We start from the raw sequence: 20,459 nt of genomic DNA, 5'->3' as shown, positions 1-20,459 counted from the left end.
CAGTCGAGCCGCCTAGCCTAATCCTTGCTGGATAAAAGACAAGTCGCAGGGCGCGCCGGCATGGCTATAATCGCTCCACGTTTTTTACTCCCGTCACCACACGAGACTGCCATGACTATTTCCCTGTACGCCGCATCCGTTCCGGTTTTCCAGCAAATGCTCAACGCCCTGAGCAACAACCTGAGCAAGGCCGAAGCTCACGCTACCGCGAAAAACATCGACCCGAACGCATTCCTGCAGGCCCGTCTGTACCCGGACATGTTCCCGCTGGTGCGTCAGGTGCAGATCGCCGTTGATTTCGCCAAGGGCGTTTCGGCGCGCCTGGCTGAAATCGAACTGCCGAAATACGACGACACCGAAACCACCTTCGCCGAACTGCAAGCGTTGATCGCCAAGGTTCTGGCCTTCATCGGCGAGATCAAACCCGAGCAGATCAACGGCAAGGAAGGCATCGAAATCGTGACCCGTCCTGGCACCCCTAAAGAGAAGCGCTTCACTGGCCAGGCTTACCTGCTGAGCTACGGTCTGCCGCAGTTCTTCTTCCACGTCACCACCGCCTACGCGCTGCTGCGTCACAACGGTGTGGAAGTGGGCAAGCGCGATTACATGGGCGCGTTCTAAACCACCCAGGTACAAAAAAGCCCGCCAAGGTGTAAGCCTTGGCGGGCTTTTTCGTTTTCGTCGGTGCGTTTACGCCAAACGCTGCGCCTTCAACTCTTCACCCTGGCAAGCCGCCGCGGTGAACAGCACGTCGGTGGAGGAGTTCAGCGCGGTTTCCGCCGAGTCCTGCAATACACCGATGATGAAGCCGACCGCCACCACTTGCATGGCGATTTCGCTCGGGATGCCGAACAGGCTGCACGCCAGCGGAATCAGCAACAACGAACCGCCCGCCACGCCCGAGGCGCCACAGGCACAAATTGCCGCGACGACGCTGAGCAGAATGGCCGTCGGAATATCCACGGCGATGCCCAGGGTGTGCACGGCGGCCAGGGTCAGCACAGTGATGGTGATCGCCGCGCCGGCCATGTTGATGGTCGCGCCGAGCGGGATCGATACCGAATAGGTGTCTTCATGCAGGCCCAGGCGTTTGCTCAATTCCAGGTTGACCGGAATGTTCGCCGCCGAGCTGCGGGTGAAGAAGGCGGTGATGCCGCTCTCGCGCAGGCAGGTGAGTACCAGCGGATACGGGTTGCGGCGCAGTTTCCAGAACACGATGACCGGGTTCATCACCAACGCGACGAACAGCATGCAGCCCAGCAGCACCGTCAGCAGGTGCATATAGCCGATCAATGCGCCGAAACCGGAAGTGGCGAGGGTCGAAGCCACCAGACCGAAGATCCCCAGCGGCGCAAAGCGAATCACCAGGCGCACGATCACGGTCACGCCATTGGACAGGTCGCCCAGCACTTCGCGCGTCGTCTCGCCAGCATGGCGGATCGCAATGCCCATGCCGATCGCCCACGCCAGAATGCCGATGAAGTTGGCGTTCATCAGTGCGCTGACCGGGTTATCGACCACGCTCAGCAACAGACTTTGCAGCACTTCGCTGATGCCGCCCGGCGCGGTGACCGCAACGTCCTGGGTCGACAGCACCAGGCTCGACGGAAACAGCGTACTGGCGATCACTGCAACCACGGCTGCGGCGAAGGTGCCCAGCAGATACAGAAACAGGATCGGCCGGATATGGGTTTCCTGGCCGTGCTTATGATTGGCAATCGAGGCCATGACCAGCACGAACACCAGAATCGGCGCGACAGCCTTGAGCGCCGACACGAATACTTTGCCAATGAAGGCGGTGGACTTCGCCACCTCAGGCGCGAACAGGACCAGGGCAATCCCGGCGATCAGGCCGATGATGATTTGCGTGACCAGGCTGCTGCGTTTCAGGCGTTGCAAAAGAGAAGGGGATGAAGCGGTCATAACGGTATCTCTGATTTTATTAGGGTGCAGGGTTCCTTGGCTCATGCAGCAAAAAGCCGGGCAGGCTACATGGAGGGAACCGAAGGGGTCGCCACATCAATGCCAATCAATGGCCGATGAGCAAGGTGTCAATCTCGCGGGTCGCGGACTTTATCACAGCGTAGCCGCGATCCTTCAGACCTGTGACGATCTGCCACCCAATTGTTCAACGCGATTTGCAGGTTCGTGCAACTTCGTTTGAAAACACTCTGTTAAGCTTCGCCATCCTCATTTTCTAGTTCTGCCAGTGGGCCTTCGGGCTGTCGCTGGTGTCGTCGCTTTCCTGGAGTTCTGCATGCTGTTGCCCATTCTTCTGTTGTCCGCCGCCGGTTTCACGGTGCTGACCACGGAATTCATCATCGTCGGCCTGTTGCCGGCAATCGCCCGTGACCTGGACGTCAGCATCCCTCAAGCGGGTTTGCTGGTGACCCTGTTCGCGTTCACCGTGGCCGCGTTCGGGCCGTTCCTGACAGCGTATTTCGCAAGGTTTGAACGACGCAAACTGTTCATCAGCGTGTTGATCATGTTCGGCCTGGCCAACACGCTGGCGGCGTTTGCGCCGAACATTTGGGTGATGGCCATTGCCCGGTTGATTCCGGCGCTGGGGTTGCCGGTGTTCTGGGCGTTGGCCAGTGAAACCGCGGTGGACATCGTCGGGCCGGACTACGCCGGGCGGGCGATTGCCAAGATTGGTTTCGGCATCGTCTGCGCCACCGTATTCGGCATTCCGGTCGGCACGTTGATTTCCGATGCGTTCGGTTGGCGCAGTGCTTTCGGCATTCTGGCGGTGATTGCGTTTGCCAAGGCGCTGCTGCTGTTTATCTATTTGCCGAAAACCAGCCTGCACCAGCATCAGGTGAGTTTTCGTTCGCAATTCAAGATCTTGCGCAGCCCGCTGATGCTGGGTCATGTTCTGCTGTCGATCCTGGTGTTCAGCGGCATGTTCACCGCCTACACCTACCTGGCCGACATTCTTGAACGCCTCGCCGGTTTCAACGGCACCGTGGTCGGCTGGTGTCTGATGGGCTTCGGCGCGGTCGGGCTGATCGGCAACTCGCTGGGCGGTCGCGCGGTGGATCGTCACCCGCTGATCGCTTCTATGACGTTTTGCGCATTCATGATTGCCGGCATGGTGACGCTGGTGCCGAACATTCACTCGCCGCTGGGGCTGGCGGCGGCGATGGGGATTTGGGGGGTGACCCAGGCGGCGTTGTTCCTGGTCAGTCATGTGCGGTTGATGAAGGCGGCGCCTGAAGCGCCGGCCTTCGCGGCGTCGTTGAACATTGCCGGGGCCAATCTCGGGATCGGCATGGGCGCCATGGTCGGCGGCCGGGTGATCGACAGTGTGGGCCTGGGCGGACTGGGTTTCGCCGCAGCCGGTTTTATCCTGGTTTCGATTCTCCTGGCCATGGCGCTGATGACCTTCAAGCCTCGCGAAATCTGCGCCTGAGGCTTCACATCTCGGTGAACAGCTCGCGTCGGGCACCTTCGGTAATGGCGACAATGCCGGGGTGCTTGACCTTGCGTTCCACCGAAATGGCGTAGAACGACTCGCGCACCGCGTCGGTCTGGCCGATCAACTCCACGCCGCATTGGCGTTTCACCTCGTCGGCAATCACGCTCGGGCCGATGAAAATCCCGCTGCCGGATTGGCCGAAGGCCTGCATCAAAGCGCTGTCGTCGAACTCGCCGACGATTCGCGGCTGAATCTGCTGTTCGGCAAACCAGCGTTGCAAGCGACTGCGCACCACGGTTTCCGGCCCGGGAATCAACAACGGGGCGCCGTGCAGGCTGCGGGGGAAATCCTGGCCGTATCGCGCCGTCAATTCAGCGGTGGCAAAGAAGCTGATACCGCATTCGCCGAGCTTCTGGCTGTAGCCCTTGATGTCCAGATGCGAGGGCATCGGGCTGTCGGAAATCACCAGGTCGAGGCGTTGAATCGCCAGGTCGGCGAGCAATCGTTCCAGTTTGTCTTCGCGGCAGGTGATGCGTAGCGGCTCGCTCAACTCCATGGTCGGCGCGATCAGGCGATAGACGATGGATTTGGGTACCACGTCGGCGACGCCCACCCGAAACAGAATCTGTTGCTCATTGGGCTGCGCCCGGAGCATCAGTTCCAGCTCGCCCCCGAGTTGAAACATCTGCTCGGCGTAGGGCAGGGTCTGACGCCCGGCTTCGGTGAGTTCCAGCTGCCGCCCGACCCGGCGAAACAATTCAATGCCATAGGTTTGTTCGAGCAGGGAAATCTGCCCGCTGATGGTCTGTGGCGTCAGGTTCAACTGCTCGCAGGCGCGCACGATGCTTCCGGTCTTGGCCACCACCCAGAAATAATGCAGCTGTCGATAATTCAGCATTCATGTTCCCCGTAGCGTGTGTTTTGCTATGGATTCGTAAAAACCGAAGTATAACTGCTGAAAATACGAATTTTCCTGAAGTGTTTGCCTCTTTAGACTGCCTCGCTATCGACGGATCGCCTTTCGGGTTCTGTCTGTTCTATCGAGGAAAGCATCATGAAGCTTAAAACCACCGCGCTGCTGATCACCTCTTTACTGGTGTTGGCCGGTTGCGACCAGGCCGAGAAAAGTGCTCAGCAATTGATGGGCAAGGCCGCCGAAAGCGCCAAACAGGCGATCGACGATACCCACAAAGCCGCCGAACAAGCGTTGAGCGAGGCCACGAGTGGCCTGATCAGCAAGAAAGAACAACCGGCCAAAGAGACGGGCAAAACCGATTCTTCGTCCCAGGAAATCTAAACCGTCTACAACGAGTCAGGACTGACCCATGGAATACCTTTTAGAACTCGCTGCAAGCCCCACCGCCTGGGTCGCCCTGGCCACGTTGGTGGTGATGGAAATCGTGCTCGGCATCGATAACCTGATCTTCATCTCGATCCTCACCAATAAGCTGCCCGAGCAGCATCGCCAGAAGGCGCGGCGTATTGGTATCGGCATGGCGTTGATCTTGCGCCTGGCGCTGTTGAGCACCATCGCGTTCATCGTCCAGTTGACTGAACCGGTGATCGACATTCTCGGCCACGCGTTCTCCTGGAAGGACATGATCCTGATCGCCGGCGGCCTGTTCCTGTTGTGGAAGGCGACCACCGAGATTCATCACAGCATGGACCCGTCGCCGGAAGATCCGACGTCGGCCACCTCGACCGTGACCCTGGGCTTTGCCGCCGCCATCGGTCAGATCCTGATGCTCGACATGGTGTTCTCCATCGACAGCATCATTACCGCTGTCGGCATGACCGAGCATTTGCCGATCATGATCATTGCGGTGGTGGTGTCGGTCCTGGTGATGTTGCTGGCTGCTGACCCGTTGGCCAAGTTCATCAACGACAACCCGACGGTGGTGATGCTGGCGCTGGGCTTCCTGATCATGATCGGCATGACGCTGATCGCCGAAGGTTTCGGCGCCCACGTACCGAAAGGCTATGTCTACGCGGCCATGGCGTTCTCGGCGACGATCGAAGGCTTGAACATGCTGTCGCGGCGGGCCAAACAGAGGCGCGTTGCCGCAGAAGCTTAATCGCCGATAAACGAAACGGCCGCCTGAACTCGCGAGAGTCCAGGCGGCCGTTTTTTGTTTGTACGACTGAAAAGCGCCAGTCAGTGCGCGGTGATGGGGTGTGTAGCCGGTTTATCGGTTTTGGCCGCGGGCGCCGATTGAACCGGGTGGTGATGGTGCCGACGGGTAATGCGCAAAACGCCCCACAACATGGCGGCGGCCACTGCCAGCCAGCCGGAAATCAACATCACAATGGTCATTGTCAGGCTCATCAGTGCCTCCTCTTTGCCCTGCCGCGGGCGCACACTCTTCCTTGGTAAAGGACAGTCTAGCCGTTGCTGTGTTTCAGGCTATTGACCAAAGGTCGCCTGTCATCAACCCGTTCGCTCTATCAAATGCAAACAACTGCCGGTTAAGGCTATACCGCTGTCGCGCGGCATCCTATGATCGACGGCCAAGCCGGCTGCGTGATCGCCTGGCGTCTGAACAAGAGAGTGATGATGGTGCGGGTATTTTCTCGAATTCGATCTTTGGCACTGATCGTTGGCTGCGTTGCCGGCCTGGCTGGCTGCGCGGGGAGCGTAGCGCCTGAGATCAAGCGTCTGCCGGAGCGTGTCGAACTAAGCGGTACGTTCTACCGCGGGCAAAGTTATCAGAGCGGGCCTCAAGTGCTGGCCAGCCTGTTGTCCCAACAGGACATCGTGATAACTCCGGGGTTGCTCGAAAAGCCCCTGAATTTACCGGGTGCCGAAGACCGGTTGCAGCAGAACATGCAAAACCTCGCCCGCGAATACGGGATGGTGGTCTATCCCCTCGACAGCCAATTGCCGGCGCTGCTGACCCAGGTCGCAGCCGGTTATCCGGTGATGGTACGTATTACTGAAGGCTCGGCATTCTGGGCCGGGCCGCGATACGCCATTCTTGCCGGTTACAACCGTCAGAAGCAGACCGTGTTGCTGCGCACCGGGATGGATCGTCGGTTGCTGATGGGGTTCAGCGCCTTTGAGTCGGCGCTCGAGAATGCAGGCGGTTGGGCCGTTTTGATCCAGAAGCCGGACCAGATTCCGGCCAACGTCGATCAGCAGCGCTGGCTGAAGGCGGCGAACGATCTTGCCCAGTCAGGTCAGGAGCAGGCGGCAGCCAGGGCGAAGAAGGCGCTGACCGCGCAGTAGTTTCCGTTTGTCATCCGCCGGGCACTACTCGGCGTTGTTCGCCTCTGATGTAAAGGGCCCGGGTTTCTCGCCGGGCCGTGACCAGGAGGCGTCCATGGCTCAATCCAATACCCCCGTCGGCCCACACTCGTCCGAGCATTCGTCCGATAATGAGTTGGGGTTCGACCCCGACTCTCCGGACGTTGCTGATCCTCAGGTCGACCCCATCGGACCTGCCAGGGCACCCAAAGATATAAAACCGGGTGAAGAGGGCAAGAAGACACCGGCAAAGCCTTACGACCCGCTCGGTAATCTGAAACCCAAGTCTTAGTCAGAGGTGTATATGTCTACCGATTCGAGCTTCGACGACAAACATTCGGACCCTCCCGAAAACGTTCCAACAACCCCCGAGGCGGACCTGGACCCGGTGATGGATCCGGACAGCCCGCTAAGGGATCCCTTGGCCAGGCCGACCGTGGTGCCGACGAAGCATCCGCAGGGCTGGCGAGACCCGAGTGCCGGGGACGGCATTCCGGATGACGATCAGATGCCGTTGCCCAATGATTGACCGCCGGACAAAAAAAGCCCCGAATATTCGGGGCTTTTCATTTATGGATGTTTCGACCTTATTTTGAGGCTTCAATCACACCGCTCTGGCGATGCTTGAGGTTCTTGTCTGACTTGTATTGAAGGGCGACGGACGGCACGTTGGTGCTCTTGCCGGTTTCAACCCAGCTGCGAATACGGGTTGCATCGGCAAAGTGCGTGTACTTGCCGAAGGCATCGAGAATCACCAGCGCAACCGGACGGTTGCCCATGCTGGTCACCAACACCAGGCAGTGGCCGGCCTGGTTGGTAAACCCGGTTTTCGTCAGCTTGATGTCCCAGTTCGGCTTGTTGATCAAGTGGTCGGTATTGTGGAAACCCAGGCTGTAGTTGGGTTTACGGAATGTAACGGTTTTTTCCTTGGTCGTGCTCAGCTCGGTCAAGAGTGGGTACTTGTGCGCGGCGATCAGCAGTTTGCTCAGGTCGCGGGCGGTGGACACGTTGCGCGGGGAGAGACCCGTCGGTTCGACGAAGTGGGTACTGGTCATGCCCAGCGCCTTGGCTTTGGCGTTCATGGCGGCAATGAACGCGACGTAACCGCCCGGATAGTGATGCGCCAAGGTTGCGGCGGCACGGTTTTCCGATGACATCAGGGCGATCAGCAGCATCTCGCGGCGCGTCAATTCGCTTTGGAGTTTGACTCGGGAGAACACGCCTTTCATTTCCGGGGTGTCGCTGATGTTGACGGGAATATATTCGTCCATGTTCTGCCGCGCTTCTACGACCACCAGGCCGGTCATCAGTTTGCTGACGGAGGCGATGGGTACGACGACGTCAGGATTGCTGGCATAGATGACTTTGTTGGTTTGCAGATCCATCAGCAAAGCGCTGCCGGAAGCGATCTTCAGTTGTGCAGTGTCTCGTGGTGCCGCGGTGGTTTCACCGGCGTTGACCGTTGGCGTGATGAAAGTCCCTGTAACTGCAAAAACTAGGCTCAGGATGGAAAGACGGATTTTCACGCTGGCAGACTCATAAAGGGTGGATATGCCGTTCTGTAACGGGCTGTTTCTTAAAAACGACGCATTTTAGGAGTATGTGCTAGGAAAGCCATAGGCGCCTGTAAGACGGGGGGTAAAAGTGAAGAATATTTAATGCTGTAACTCTTTCTTTACTATTTGGCATTGCAGTTGTCCGACCTCTGTGATCGAGCTGTTTGCTACAGGCAAAAAGAACCCCGCGATGGGCGGGGTTCTTTTGGGTGCAGCAGGGTGAGAGTTAACTCAGCTGTGCAGTGTTTCGGCGGCGTACAACGTGTTTTCCAGCAGGCAGGCGCGGGTCATCGGGCCGACGCCACCCGGTACCGGAGTGATCCAGCCGGCACGGGCCAGGGCGGATTCGTAAGTCACGTCGCCGACCAGTTTGCCGTCTGCCTGACGGTTGATGCCGACGTCGATCACGATCGCGCCTTCCTTGATCCACTCACCTTTGACCAGGCCCGGCTTGCCGGCGGCAACCACTACCAGGTCGGCGCGACCGACGTGGCCGGCCAGATCCTTGGTGAAGCGGTGGGTGACCGTCACGGTGCAACCGGCCAGCAGCAGTTCCATCGCCATCGGACGACCAACAATGTTGGAAGCCCCGACAATGACCGCGTCCATCCCGTAAAGATTGACGCCGGTGCTTTCCAGCAGCGTCATGATGCCTTTGGGCGTGCACGGGCGCAGCAGCGGAATGCGCTGGGCCAGGCGACCGACGTTATAAGGGTGGAAACCGTCGACGTCCTTGTCGGGACGAATGCGCTCCAGCAATTTGGAGGCGTCCAGGTGTTCAGGTAGAGGCAGCTGAAGCAGAACGCCGTCGATTGCCGGGTCGTCGTTCAGGCGATCGATCAGATCGGTCAGCGCTGCTTGAGTGGTGTCGGCAGGCAGGTCATAGGCTTGGGATAGGAAGCCGACCTCTTCACAGTCTTTACGCTTGTGCGAGACATAAACCTGAGAGGCAGGATCGCTGCCGACCAGGATCACCGCGAGGCCGGGTGTGCGCAGGCCTTGCTGGCGACGCTCGGCAACTCGTTTGGCGATCTGCTGGCGCAGGCTGGCGGCGATCGATTTGCCGTCGATTAGTTGTGCAGTCATTGCGCGTGATTAACCATCGAGAGGGGAAAAAAAGAGAGCGCATTCTCGCATGTCACGAGGTGAGGGCAAAGGCGCTTGGTCTGCAAATTCCCCTAACTCCTTTAATTAAATGAATTTTTTTCAAAAAGGATTTGACGACCTTCAGGGGGCTCTATACTATTCGTCGCACTTGTCGGGCACAGCCTAGCACTGGTTAAGAAGGTCGAGCGGAGTTACGGTTCCGCAAGACTGAAAAGCACTTAGTTTGTAGTCCTTCAAGGGTACAGATTAACAAGGCGCCCGTAGCTCAGCTGGATAGAGCATCCGCCTTCTAAGCGGATGGTCGCAGGTTCGAGTCCTGCCGGGTGCGCCATTAGGCAGCATTGGCACAAGTAGCGCGATATGGTGGGCGTAGCTCAGTTGGTAGAGCACGGGATTGTGACTCCCGTTGTCGTGGGTTCGATCCCCATCGTCCACCCCATATTTCGAAAGGCGCCAGATTAATAGTCTGGCGCCTTTGCTTTAACAGCTTCAACCCGCGGATGTGGTGGAATTGGTAGACACACTGGATTTAGGTTCCAGCGCCGCGAGGCGTAAGAGTTCGAGTCTCTTCATCCGCACCAAATAAAGCTTCACTCATGCCGATTGGCATGATTGAGGTTCAACAAAGAAGTTGTTTGGCTTCTTTGTCACGCAATATGGTGGGCGTAGCTCAGTTGGTAGAGCACGGGATTGTGACTCCCGTTGTCGTGGGTTCGATCCCCATCGTCCACCCCATATTCCGAAAGGCGCCAGATTTAACAGTCTGGCGCCTTTTTTGTTTCAGTGGTTTGAGTATCGGTGGCTGCAGGTTGTGGGCCGCAGGGGCAGGTCGCTTCGTCGTATTTATGTTTCTCGATGATGCCTGATTTGCCCGCCGATCCCCTCGCGGGGTTGGCTGTCAGGGACGGATTGCCGATTCCTTCTATATATAGGAAGGTGGGTACAGAGCCCTGGCTTGATTGGCTGTATTTGCTAACAGGGCGAGGCACAACCGTTTGTCCCCGCCTATAAATTGCCTGCTGTTTTTTTACCCGTTTTCAGTAGGGTGACTTCTTGAGTTTGACCCACTAGAATGCATGCCCTTGATTCTGGGGTCGGAAACGGCCGGCTAACGTCTGTGCAACGAGGAATATCCATGCAAGTTTCTGTTGAAAATACTTCTGCTCTTGAGCGCCGCATGAGCATCACCGTGCCGGCTGAGCGCATCGAGACTCAGGTCAACAAGCGTCTGCAGCAGACTGCCCAAAAGGCCAAGATCGCTGGCTTCCGTCCAGGCAAAGTGCCAATGAGCGTGATCCGTCAGCGTTTCGGGGCTGATGCGCGTCAAGAAGCCGTGGGCGACGTGATCCAGTCTTCCTTCTACGAAGCTGTCGTCGAGCAGAAGCTGAACCCAGCTGGTTCGCCTTCGATCGAACCTAAAACCCTGGAAGCGGGCAAGGACCTGGAATACGTAGCCGTATTCGAAGTGTTCCCTGAGTTCACCGTTGCCGGTTTCGAAGGCATCACCGTCGAGCGCCTGAGCGCCGAAGTGGCTGACGCCGATCTGGACAAGATGCTGGAAGTCCTGCGCAAGCAGAACACCCGTTTTGAAGTGGCCGAACGCGCTGCCCAGAACGAAGACCAGCTGAACATCGATTTCGTCGGCAAGGTCGACGGTGAAGTGTTCGCAGGCGGTTCTGCCAAAGGTACTCAGCTGGTGCTGGGTTCCGGCCGCATGATCCCTGGTTTCGAAGACGGTCTGGTTGGCGCTAAAGCCGGCGAAGAGCGCGTTCTGAACCTGACCTTCCCAGAGGACTACCAGAACCTCGACCTGGCAGGCAAAACTGCTGAGTTCACCGTGACCGTGAACACCGTTTCCGAGCCTAAACTGCCAGAGCTGACCGAAGAGTTCTTCGCTCAATTCGGCATCAAGGAAACCGGTCTGGAAGGCTTCCGCACCGAAGTTCGCAAGAACATGGAGCGCGAACTGCGTCAGGCGATCAAATCCAAGGTCAAGAATCAGGTGATGGACGGTCTGCTGGCCACCAACCCGATCGAAGTGCCTAAGGCTCTGCTGTCCAACGAAGTCGACCGTCTGCGCGTGCAGGCTGTTCAGCAGTTCGGTGGCAACATCAAGCCTGACCAACTGCCGGCCGAGCTGTTCGAAGAGCAAGCCAAGCGCCGCGTCGTGCTGGGTCTGATCGTGGCTGAAGTGGTCAAACAATTCGACCTCAAGCCTGACGAAGCCCGCGTTCGCGAGATGATTCAGGAAATGGCTTCGGCCTACCAAGAGCCTGAGCAGGTTGTGTCCTGGTACTACAAGAACGACCAGCAACTGAACGAAGTCCGTTCGGTTGTGCTGGAAGAGCAAGTTGTGGATACTGTTCTGCAGAAAGCTAGCGTGACCGACAAATCGGTCTCTTACGAAGAAGCGGTCAAGCCGGTAGAAGCTCCACAAGCCGACTGATTGGTTTTGCGGTAAGAAGTACACACCATAAGCCAGCCTTCGTGCTGGCTTATGCGTATTCAAGACATAACTATTTGGGAGTGACTGCGAGACATGTCCCGCAATTCTTATTATCAGAGCTCTGACATCCAGGCCGCAGGCGGTCTGGTCCCGATGGTTATCGAGCAGTCTGCCCGTGGCGAACGTGCCTATGACATCTACTCGCGCCTGTTGAAGGAGCGAGTGATCTTCCTGGTAGGTCCGGTAGAAGACTACATGGCCAACCTGGTTGCGGCGCAACTGCTGTTCCTTGAAGCGGAAAACCCGGACAAGGACATCCATCTTTACATCAACTCACCAGGCGGTTCGGTGACTGCGGGCATGTCGATCTACGACACCATGCAGTTCATCAAGCCAGACGTTTCCACCACCTGTATCGGTCAGGCCTGCAGCATGGGTGCCTTCCTGCTTGCCGGTGGTGCTGCCGGCAAGCGTTTCTGCCTGCCGAACTCGCGCATGATGATTCACCAGCCATTGGGTGGCTTCCAGGGTCAGGCGTCGGACATCGACATCCATGCCAAGGAAATCCTCCACATTCGTTCGCGTTTGAACCAGCTGTTGGCTCATCACACCGGTCAGAGCCTCGAAACCATCGAGCGCGATACCGAGCGCGACAACTTCATGAGCGCTGAGCGTGCGGCTGAATATGGCCTGATCGACTCCGTGATCGACAAGCGTAAAATGCCCGCCTAAGCAGCCCAAATGTAGGTGGTCGGGGTAACTGACCGCCTGCGGGCTTGAAAAAGCCTGCAATTGCCTTCATCTTGTGTTGCAAGCCTATCGGATTTGGATCGATCGAATGACTGACACCCGCAACGGCGAGGACAACGGCAAACTGCTCTATTGCTCCTTCTGTGGCAAAAGCCAGCATGAAGTACGCAAATTGATTGCCGGCCCCTCGGTCTTTATCTGCGACGAGTGCGTCGACCTGTGCAATGACATCATCCGTGAGGAGGTGCAGGAAGCCCAGGCCGAAAGCAGCGCGCATAAATTGCCTTCGCCTAAAGAAATCAGCGGCATCCTTGATCAGTACGTGATTGGTCAGGAACGTGCGAAAAAGGTTCTGGCCGTAGCGGTGTATAACCACTACAAGCGTCTGAACCAGCGCGACAAAAAGAATGACGACGTCGAACTCGGCAAAAGCAACATCTTGCTGATCGGCCCGACAGGCTCGGGTAAAACCCTGCTTGCCGAAACTCTGGCCCGCTTGCTGAACGTTCCGTTCACCATCGCCGACGCAACCACCCTCACCGAGGCGGGTTATGTGGGCGAAGATGTCGAGAACATCATTCAGAAGCTGCTGCAGAAGTGCGATTACGACGTAGAAAAGGCCCAGATGGGCATTGTCTACATCGATGAGATCGACAAGATCTCGCGCAAGTCTGACAACCCGTCGATCACCCGGGACGTTTCCGGTGAAGGCGTGCAGCAGGCCCTGCTCAAGTTGATCGAAGGCACGGTCGCTTCCGTTCCACCTCAAGGTGGTCGCAAGCATCCGCAGCAGGAATTCCTTCAGGTCGACACCCGTAACATCCTGTTCATCTGCGGTGGTGCGTTCTCCGGTCTGGAAAAGGTTATTCAAAACCGTTCCACCCGTGGCGGCATCGGCTTCAACGCAGAAGTGCGCAGCAAGGAAGAAGGCAAGAAAGTCGGTGAATCCCTGCGTGAAGTCGAGCCTGACGATCTGGTCAAGTTCGGTCTGATCCCGGAATTCGTCGGTCGTCTGCCGGTACTTGCCACGCTGGACGAGCTTGATGAGGCTGCGCTGATGCAGATTCTCACCGAGCCGAAGAATGCCCTGACCAAGCAGTATGCCAAGCTGTTCGAGATGGAAGGTGTGGACCTGGAATTCCGGGCCGACGCGCTGAAATCGGTCGCCAAACGTGCCCTGGAACGCAAAACCGGTGCCCGTGGCCTGCGCTCGATTCTCGAAGGTGTATTGCTCGACACTATGTATGAAATCCCCTCGCAGTCCGAGGTGAGTAAAGTAGTGATCGACGAAAGCGTTATAGAAGGCAAGTCCAAGCCTCTGTATCTCTATGAGAACAGTGAGCCAACTGCCAAGGCAGCGCCAGACGCTTAAGCGTCACACTGCTGGAATAAAGAAGGGGCCTTCGGGCCCCTTTGCTATTGTGGGAGACGGGGCAGCTAACCTGAATTTCTGGATGCGCCGGGATAAATGCAGGCGCTACCGTAAGCTCTGATTTTTTAAGTGATTCTTTTATCCGCTTGTTTTTTTTGAAAACAGCCCCCATCTTGGTTTCAAGCTTACTTCCATCTGTTTACGGCCTTATGGCCGCCGTAGAGGCGAAATCATGAAGACGACCATCGAATTGCCTCTCCTGCCATTGCGTGATGTCGTGGTTTATCCGCACATGGTTATCCCGCTGTTCGTGGGGCGCGAGAAATCCATCGAAGCTCTCGAGGCAGCGATGACGGGCGACAAGCAGATCCTTCTGCTGGCTCAGCGGAATCCTGCTGACGACGATCCCGGTGAAGAAGCACTTTATCGCGTAGGCACCATTGCTACCGTTCTGCAGCTGCTCAAACTGCCTGACGGCACCGTCAAGGTTCTTGTCGAAGGCGAGCAGCGGGGCGCCGTGGAGCGCTTCAGCGAAGTCGACGGCCACTGCCGTGCCGAAGTCTCGTTGATCGACGAAACCGAAGCGCCAGAGCGCGAATCGGAAGTGTTTGTCCGCAGCCTGCTGGCTCAATTCGAACAATATGTGCAGCTGGGTAAGAAAGTCCCCGCTGAAGTCCTGTCGTCGCTCAACAGCATCGACGAGCCGGGCCGCCTGGTCGACACCATGGCCGCGCACATGGCTCTGAAGATCGAGCAGAAGCAGGAAATCCTCGAAATCATCGATTTGTCGGCCCGGGTCGAGCACGTTCTGGCGTTGCTGGATGCCGAGATCGATCTGCTGCAAGTCGAAAAACGCATTCGCGGCCGCGTTAAGAAGCAAATGGAGCGCAGCCAGCGCGAGTACTACCTGAATGAGCAGATGAAGGCCATTCAGAAAGAGCTGGGTGACAGCGACGAAGGCCACAACGAAATCGAAGAGCTGAAAAAGCGCATCGATGCCGCCGGTCTGCCGAAAGATGCGTTGGCCAAGGCTCAGGCCGAACTGAACAAGCTGAAGCAAATGTCGCCAATGTCCGCGGAAGCGACCGTGGTGCGTTCGTACATCGACTGGCTGGTTCAAGTGCCATGGAAAGCCCAGAGCAAAGTGCGCCTGGACCTGGCCCGTGCCGAAGACATTCTCGACGCCGACCACTACGGTTTGGAAGAAGTCAAAGAGCGGATTCTCGAATACCTCGCCGTGCAGAAGCGCGTGAAGAAGATTCGCGGCCCGGTATTGTGCCTGGTCGGTCCTCCAGGGGTGGGTAAAACCTCTCTGGCGGAGTCGATTGCGCATGCAACCAACCGCAAATTCGTCCGCATGGCCCTCGGTGGCGTGCGCGATGAGGCGGAAATTCGTGGTCATCGCCGGACTTATATCGGTTCGATGCCAGGAAGATTGATTCAAAAGATGACAAAGGTGGGCGTCCGTAACCCGCTGTTCCTGCTCGATGAAATCGACAAAATGGGCAGCGACATGCGTGGCGATCCAGCGTCGGCGTTGCTGGAAGTGCTCGACCCCGAGCAAAACCACAACTTCAACGATCACTATCTGGAAGTCGACTACGACCTGTCCGATGTGATGTTCCTGTGCACCTCCAACTCGATGAATATTCCACCGGCGCTGCTGGACCGGATGGAAGTGATTCGTCTGCCGGGTTACACCGAAGACGAGAAGATCAACATCGCCGTCAAATACCTTTCGCCCAAGCAGATTGCTGCCAACGGCCTGAAGAAAGGCGAGCTGGAATTCGATGCCGAAGCGATTCGCGACATCATTCGCTACTACACCCGCGAAGCCGGTGTACGTGGGCTGGAGCGCCAGATTGCCAAGGTTTGCCGCAAGGCGGTCAAAGAGCATGCTCTGGAAAAACGCTTCTCGGTGAAGGTGACAGCCGAGATGCTGGAACACTTCCTGGGCGTGCGTAAGTTCCGTTACGGCCTGGCTGAACAGCAGGATCAGATCGGTCAGGTCACCGGCCTGGCGTGGACCCAGGTGGGCGGCGAATTGCTGACCATCGAAGCCGCAGTCGTGCCGGGTAAAGGCCAGCTGATCAAGACCGGTTCTCTGGGTGACGTGATGGTCGAATCGATCACCGCAGCCCTGACCGTTGTTCGCAGCCGTGCTAAGAGCCTGGGGATTCCCCTGGACTTCCACGAGAAGCGCGACACGCATATCCACATGCCTGAAGGGGCAACCCCGAAAGACGGCCCTAGCGCCGGTGTAGGCATGTGCACGGCCCTGGTATCGGCATTGACTGGCATTCCTGTAAGAGCGGACGTCGCCATGACCGGCGAAATCACCTTGCGTGGGCAGGTGCTGGCGATCGGTGGCTTGAAGGAAAAACTGCTGGCTGCTCACCGTGGCGGAATCAAGACAGTGATCATTCCTGAAGAGAACGTACGCGATCTGAAGGAAATTCCTGACAACATCAAGCAAGATCTACAGATTAAACCCGTTAAATGGATTGACGAGGTCCTGCAAATTGCGCTGCAATACGCGCCGGAACCCTTGCCGGATGTGGTTCCGGAGATCGTTGCAAAGGATGACAAACGCGAGTCTGACTCTAAGGAAAGAATTAGCACGCATTAGTACGCATTTGCCTGGGGGGCTTCCTTGACAGTTTTTTAGAGCCCTTGTTATAAAGCGGCTCTTAAGTGTCTGTAGGCCATTCAGCACTCGTTTTTTTTGCTTTCACCAAAAAACTTAGAATCAAACTCAAATAGATATAAGGGGACTTAGAGTGAACAAGTCGGAACTGATTGATGCTATCGCTGCATCCGCTGATATCCCGAAAGCTGCTGCTGGCCGTGCGCTGGACGCTGTAATCGAATCCGTCACTGGCGCTCTCAAGGCTGGTGATTCTGTTGTTCTGGTTGGTTTCGGTACTTTCTCCGTGACTGATCGTCCAGCTCGCATCGGTCGTAACCCACAGACCGGTAAGACGCTGGAAATCGCAGCAGCCAAAAAACCAGGTTTCAAAGCCGGTAAAGCACTGAAAGAAGCTGTCAACTAAGTTCGATTCAGGTTTTTGCCTATCCGGGTCGGGGTCATTCCTGACTTGGCAGCGGAGCGGTAGTTCAGTCGGTTAGAATACCGGCCTGTCACGCCGGGGGTCGCGGGTTCGAGTCCCGTCCGCTCCGCCAGTTACGAGAAGGCGCATCCTCGGATGCGCCTTTCTTCTATCCGGATTCTACCCACGCTCCACGGTTGCCTAATTTTGAAGTTCAACCGTTTCTGGGGGACGCATGCTGCAGAATATCAGGGACAATTCACAAGGCTGGATTGCCAAGACCATTATCGGGGTCATCGTTGCACTGATGGCTTTGACCGGTTTCGACGCTATTTTCAAGGCCACGACGCACAAAAATGACGCGGCCAAGGTCAACGGCGAAGAAATCAGCCAGAACGAGCTGAGCCAGGCGGTCGATATGCAACGCCGTCAGCTCATGCAACAGCTGGGCAAGGATTTCGATGCTTCCTTGCTCGACGAAAAAATGCTGCGCGAATCGGCCCTCAAAGGCTTGATCGATCGCAAACTGCTGCTGCAAGGCGCAGAAAAATCGAAATTCGCTTTCTCCGAAGCCGCTTTGGATCAGGTGATCCTGCAAACGCCTGAGTTCCAGGTGAACGGCAAGTTCAGCCCTGAGCGTTTCGATCAGGTCATCCGTCAACTGGGCTACAGCCGTCTGCAATTCCGTCAGATGCTGGCTCAGGAAATGCTGATCGGTCAGCTGCGCGCTGGCCTGGCCGGTAGCGGTTTCGTCACCGATGCACAGGTGTTGGCCTTCGCCCGTCTGGAAAAGCAGACCCGTGATTTCGCCACCGTGAACATCAAGGCAGACCCGGCGGCAGTGAAACTGACCGACGATGAGGTCAAGGCCTACTACGACGAACACGCCAAGGAGTTCATGACGCCGGATCAGGTGGTCATCGATTACCTTGAATTGAAGAAGGCATCCTTCTTCGATCAGGTCAGCGTCAAGGACGAAGACTTGCAAGCGGCGTATCAGAAAGAAACCGCGAACCTGTCCGAGCAACGCCGGGCTGCGCACATTCTGATCGAAGTGAACGACAAGGTGACCGAGGCGCAAGCCAAGGCCAAGATCGAAGAAGTTCAGGCGCGCCTTGCCAAGGGCGAGAGTTTCGAGGCCCTGGCCAAGGAGTTCTCCCAGGATCCAGGTTCGGCGAACAACGGCGGTGACCTCGGTTTTGCAGGTCCGGGCGTCTACGATCCAGCGTTTGAAAAAGCCCTGTATTCGTTGGCAAAGGATCAGGTCTCGGAGCCGGTTCGCACTGACTTCGGTTTCCACCTGATCAAGCTGTTGGGTGTCGAAGCGCCTGAAGTGCCAACGTTCGCCAGCCTGAAAGACAAGCTGACCCGCGAGTTGAAAACCCAGCAAGTCGAGCAGCGTTTCGTCGAAGCGACCAAGCAATTGGAAGACTCCTCGTTCGAGTCCTCTGATCTGGCCCAGCCGGCACAAGACCTGAAGCTGACCGTTCACACGTCCGCGCCATTCGGCCGTGAAGGTGGCGAAGGCGTTGCGGCCAATCGTGCCGTGGTGACCGCTGCATTCAGTCCTGAAGTGCTGGATGAGGGTGCCAACAGCACCGCCATCGAGCTGGATCCGGAAACCGTGATCGTGCTGCGCGCCAAGGAGCACCGCAAGCCTGAGCAACTGCCGCTGGAAAGCGTGGCTGCCAGCATCCGCGTGCAATTGACCAAGGAGCACGCCAGTGCCGCCGCCAAGACCAAGGCCGATCAACTGATCGCCAGCTTGCGTGATGGCAAGACTGCACTGGACAAGGCGATCGATGGTCAGAACTGGAAAGTTACCGCAACCGCGACTCGCGCTCAGGAAGGGGTCGACCCAACCGTGCTGCAAGCGTTGTTCCGCATGCCCAAGCCAGTCTCCAAGGACAAGCCGACCTTCAGCAGCGTGACCCTGGCCGATGGTAGCCTGGTGGTCGTGCGTCTGAACGGCGTGAATGAAGGCGCTGCGCCGACCGAAGAAGAGAAGGCTCAATACCGTCGCTTCCTCGCCTCGCGCATTGGCCAGCAAGACTTCGCGGCCTACCGCAAGCTGCTGGAGCGTGAGGCTGAGATCAAGCGTTTCTGATGCCTGACTGAGTTTTGCGCGACACAAAGGACCCCAGCCGAAAGGTTGGGGTTTTTTTATGGGGGAAACGAAAAGATCGCAGCCTGCGCTAGCGCTTTCAGGGGGGGGCGCGCGGTCATCTTTAGGCGCTGCCACGGGCGGTGATTTTTTGATTTTTGCTCCGGCGGGACTTTCTCCCGAGATGATGGTCAATGAATCTGTAGCCGTTTTAGACAATCGTTGCTCCGCTAAGCATCGATCTGTTGCACAATACGCCTCGAACCGTTTTCCTCAGGATGTTCAATGTTTAAATCAATTCCCATGCGTGTTGTAGGGCTGGCCTTGGTGCTGGCCGCCGCTGCCGGTTGTTCGTCGAAGAAGGCCGCCATCTATGAGCATGAGAACTTCGACGACTCGGGAACGTTTTCGCGCAGCTACCCGGTGACCGATGCGCAAACCTGCGAAGCCGCCCGTCGGGCCTTGCTTAGCCAGGGTTACATCATCACCAGCAGCGATCCGAAACTGGTCAGTGGGCACAAGAGCTTCCAGCAGACCGGCGAAACCCATATGGAGATCAGCTTCAGTGTGGTTTGTGCCGATGACGGCAGCGAGGGGCACCATGCGACCATGTTCGCCAACGCCCTGCAGGACCGATATGCGCTGAAAAAGACCAACAACTCCGCCAGCCTCGGCGTCGGCGTATTGGGCTCGGTATCGATGCCGATCGGCTCGTCCGATGATTCGATGGTCAAGGTCGCCAGTGAAACCGTGTCCTCGGCCAAGTTCTACGAGCGTTTCTTTACCCTGGTCGAACTGTTCCTGCCGCCGGAAGCGAAGAAGGCCGCGCACATTATCGAGAAGCCGAAAACCGAACTGGGAATGCCTGAAGCCAAGGCTGCCCCCGCTCAGTTGGCGCCAACCCCGGCACCGGCGGCAGAACCTGCACCTGCACCTGCACCTGCACCAGCGCCGGCAGCCGAGCCCGCACCTGCCGCCGCGCCTGCCACTTCGGAGCCTGTTGTGCCGCCTGCTGAAACAGCGCCGATTACCCCGGCCAAGAGCACCGAGCCGACGTCGTCCACGGAAACGGTCACTCCAGTAGCGGACTCGAGCACGCTGCCGCCGCCGACCGAGCCGATTTCGGCGATACCTGTCTCCGGCCAGTAATGGGCTTGCTTGTTATGGGGGCGGGTCAGACGATACCGCTCCCGTAACGTCCTTCAAGACTGATCCACATCAAGTCGGGCTGTATTCCCACAGTCCGTGTCGAAAAATCCAGTGATAAATTCCTGACCACCTGCTACGTTTTATTCAGTAGCGACGTAGTGTCGTACCCGCGTCATTTTTCTTTCATGCGGGCACTTTATGCTCAAGGCGTTGGTCATTTATTCAAGCGATTTTTTCAACAAGCGATGGGGGTTTAATAATGG

At 57.3% G+C, this 20,459-nt stretch carries 19 protein-coding genes and 5 tRNA genes; 19 read left to right on the top strand and 5 right to left on the bottom strand.

What is annotated here, in order from left to right; genetic code table 11:
- The first annotated feature begins 111 nt into the window (after window positions 1-111).
- Window positions 112-621: a DUF1993 family protein gene (locus tag F475_RS13575; RefSeq protein WP_019579999.1), complete on the top strand. Its 510-nt coding sequence runs from the start codon at window positions 112-114 to the stop codon at window positions 619-621.
- A 69-nt stretch (window positions 622-690) separates the two neighbouring features.
- On the opposite strand, the gene sstT is transcribed toward F475_RS13575, so the two are convergent.
- Window positions 691-1,923 (bottom strand): serine/threonine transporter SstT, encoded by a 1,233-nt coding sequence (gene sstT / locus F475_RS13570; protein ID WP_111454104.1) that lies wholly within the window; start codon window positions 1,921-1,923, stop codon window positions 691-693.
- Window positions 1,924-2,257: 334 nt separating this feature from the next.
- Between sstT and F475_RS13565 the strand changes: the two genes are divergently transcribed.
- The gene (locus F475_RS13565) at window positions 2,258-3,412 is read left to right on the top strand and encodes an MFS transporter (RefSeq protein WP_111454103.1); all 1,155 of its coding nucleotides are present in this window, start codon (window positions 2,258-2,260) and stop codon (window positions 3,410-3,412) included.
- A 4-nt stretch (window positions 3,413-3,416) separates the two neighbouring features.
- Here the strand turns inward: F475_RS13565 and nhaR are convergent, their stop codons facing one another.
- Window positions 3,417-4,316 carry a transcriptional activator NhaR gene (gene nhaR / locus F475_RS13560; protein ID WP_018925414.1) on the bottom strand — a complete coding sequence of 300 codons (900 nt, stop codon included), beginning with the start codon at window positions 4,314-4,316 and terminating at the stop codon, window positions 3,417-3,419.
- 156 nt (window positions 4,317-4,472) lie between these two features.
- On the opposite strand from nhaR, the gene F475_RS13555 reads away from it, so the two are divergent.
- Together F475_RS13555 and F475_RS13550 are read left to right on the top strand one after the other, a co-directional pair.
- Window positions 4,473-4,715 (top strand): hypothetical protein, encoded by a 243-nt coding sequence (locus tag F475_RS13555; RefSeq protein WP_007940414.1) that lies wholly within the window; start codon window positions 4,473-4,475, stop codon window positions 4,713-4,715.
- A 28-nt stretch (window positions 4,716-4,743) separates the two neighbouring features.
- The gene (locus tag F475_RS13550) at window positions 4,744-5,493 is read left to right on the top strand and encodes a TerC family protein (protein WP_018925415.1); all 750 of its coding nucleotides are present in this window, start codon (window positions 4,744-4,746) and stop codon (window positions 5,491-5,493) included.
- 80 nt (window positions 5,494-5,573) lie between these two features.
- Here F475_RS13550 and F475_RS30470 read toward each other — a convergent pair whose 3' ends face one another.
- Entirely contained in the window at window positions 5,574-5,744 is a 171-nt protein-coding gene (locus F475_RS30470) for a hypothetical protein (protein ID WP_168206176.1), read from the bottom strand.
- 171 nt (window positions 5,745-5,915) lie between these two features.
- Between F475_RS30470 and F475_RS13545 the strand changes: the two genes are divergently transcribed.
- The 3 genes from F475_RS13545 to F475_RS13535 all read left to right on the top strand — a co-directional run bounded on the left by F475_RS13545 (window position 5,916) and on the right by F475_RS13535 (window position 7,191).
- Window positions 5,916-6,644 carry a hypothetical protein gene (locus F475_RS13545; protein ID WP_018925417.1) on the top strand — a complete coding sequence of 243 codons (729 nt, stop codon included), beginning with the start codon at window positions 5,916-5,918 and terminating at the stop codon, window positions 6,642-6,644.
- Window positions 6,645-6,738: 94 nt separating this feature from the next.
- A complete protein-coding gene (locus F475_RS13540) occupies window positions 6,739-6,954 on the top strand; it encodes a DUF6021 family protein (RefSeq protein ID WP_086945071.1) in 216 nt (71 codons plus the stop codon).
- A gap of 12 nt (window positions 6,955-6,966) precedes the next feature.
- The gene (locus F475_RS13535; protein WP_018925419.1) at window positions 6,967-7,191 is read left to right on the top strand and encodes a hypothetical protein; all 225 of its coding nucleotides are present in this window, start codon (window positions 6,967-6,969) and stop codon (window positions 7,189-7,191) included.
- 58 nt (window positions 7,192-7,249) lie between these two features.
- Here F475_RS13535 and pbpG read toward each other — a convergent pair whose 3' ends face one another.
- A complete protein-coding gene (gene pbpG / locus F475_RS13530; protein ID WP_018925420.1) occupies window positions 7,250-8,188 on the bottom strand; it encodes a D-alanyl-D-alanine endopeptidase in 939 nt (312 codons plus the stop codon).
- 261 nt (window positions 8,189-8,449) lie between these two features.
- Window positions 8,450-9,304: a bifunctional methylenetetrahydrofolate dehydrogenase/methenyltetrahydrofolate cyclohydrolase FolD gene (gene folD / locus F475_RS13525; RefSeq protein WP_018925421.1), complete on the bottom strand. Its 855-nt coding sequence runs from the start codon at window positions 9,302-9,304 to the stop codon at window positions 8,450-8,452.
- 275 nt (window positions 9,305-9,579) lie between these two features.
- On the opposite strand from folD, the gene F475_RS13520 reads away from it, so the two are divergent.
- The 12 genes from F475_RS13520 (at window position 9,580) to F475_RS13465 (ending at window position 20,196) form a co-directional block, all read left to right on the top strand.
- Window positions 9,580-9,656 (top strand) — tRNA-Arg (locus F475_RS13520).
- A gap of 32 nt (window positions 9,657-9,688) precedes the next feature.
- Window positions 9,689-9,764 (top strand) — tRNA-His (locus F475_RS13515).
- A gap of 57 nt (window positions 9,765-9,821) precedes the next feature.
- A tRNA-Leu gene (locus F475_RS13510) sits at window positions 9,822-9,906 on the top strand.
- Between the two features lie 78 nt (window positions 9,907-9,984).
- A tRNA-His gene (locus tag F475_RS13505) sits at window positions 9,985-10,060 on the top strand.
- A 400-nt stretch (window positions 10,061-10,460) separates the two neighbouring features.
- The gene (gene tig / locus F475_RS13500; RefSeq protein ID WP_026286355.1) at window positions 10,461-11,771 is read left to right on the top strand and encodes a trigger factor; all 1,311 of its coding nucleotides are present in this window, start codon (window positions 10,461-10,463) and stop codon (window positions 11,769-11,771) included.
- A gap of 93 nt (window positions 11,772-11,864) precedes the next feature.
- Entirely contained in the window at window positions 11,865-12,503 is a 639-nt protein-coding gene (gene clpP, locus F475_RS13495; protein WP_018925423.1) for an ATP-dependent Clp endopeptidase proteolytic subunit ClpP, read from the top strand.
- A gap of 106 nt (window positions 12,504-12,609) precedes the next feature.
- Window positions 12,610-13,893: an ATP-dependent Clp protease ATP-binding subunit ClpX gene (gene clpX, locus F475_RS13490; protein WP_018925424.1), complete on the top strand. Its 1,284-nt coding sequence runs from the start codon at window positions 12,610-12,612 to the stop codon at window positions 13,891-13,893.
- A gap of 232 nt (window positions 13,894-14,125) precedes the next feature.
- Complete coding sequence (lon, locus tag F475_RS13485) at window positions 14,126-16,522, top strand: endopeptidase La (protein ID WP_007940400.1); 2,397 nt, start codon at window positions 14,126-14,128, stop codon at window positions 16,520-16,522.
- Between the two features lie 151 nt (window positions 16,523-16,673).
- Window positions 16,674-16,946 carry an HU family DNA-binding protein gene (locus F475_RS13480; protein WP_002552737.1) on the top strand — a complete coding sequence of 91 codons (273 nt, stop codon included), beginning with the start codon at window positions 16,674-16,676 and terminating at the stop codon, window positions 16,944-16,946.
- Between the two features lie 53 nt (window positions 16,947-16,999).
- Window positions 17,000-17,076 (top strand) — tRNA-Asp (locus F475_RS13475).
- A gap of 102 nt (window positions 17,077-17,178) precedes the next feature.
- Window positions 17,179-19,050: a SurA N-terminal domain-containing protein gene (locus tag F475_RS13470; protein WP_019648408.1), complete on the top strand. Its 1,872-nt coding sequence runs from the start codon at window positions 17,179-17,181 to the stop codon at window positions 19,048-19,050.
- Between the two features lie 282 nt (window positions 19,051-19,332).
- Window positions 19,333-20,196, top strand: coding sequence for a DUF2242 domain-containing protein (locus F475_RS13465; protein ID WP_111454102.1), 864 nt, complete (start codon window positions 19,333-19,335; stop codon window positions 20,194-20,196).
- Window positions 20,197-20,459: the final 263 nt, after the last annotated feature.

The organism is Pseudomonas sp. URMO17WK12:I6, assembly GCF_003253625.1.
Taxonomy (GTDB): domain Bacteria; phylum Pseudomonadota; class Gammaproteobacteria; order Pseudomonadales; family Pseudomonadaceae; genus Aquipseudomonas.
The sequence above is the reverse complement of the archived record's forward strand: the minus strand, read 5'-3'. Positions and strand labels throughout refer to the sequence as shown.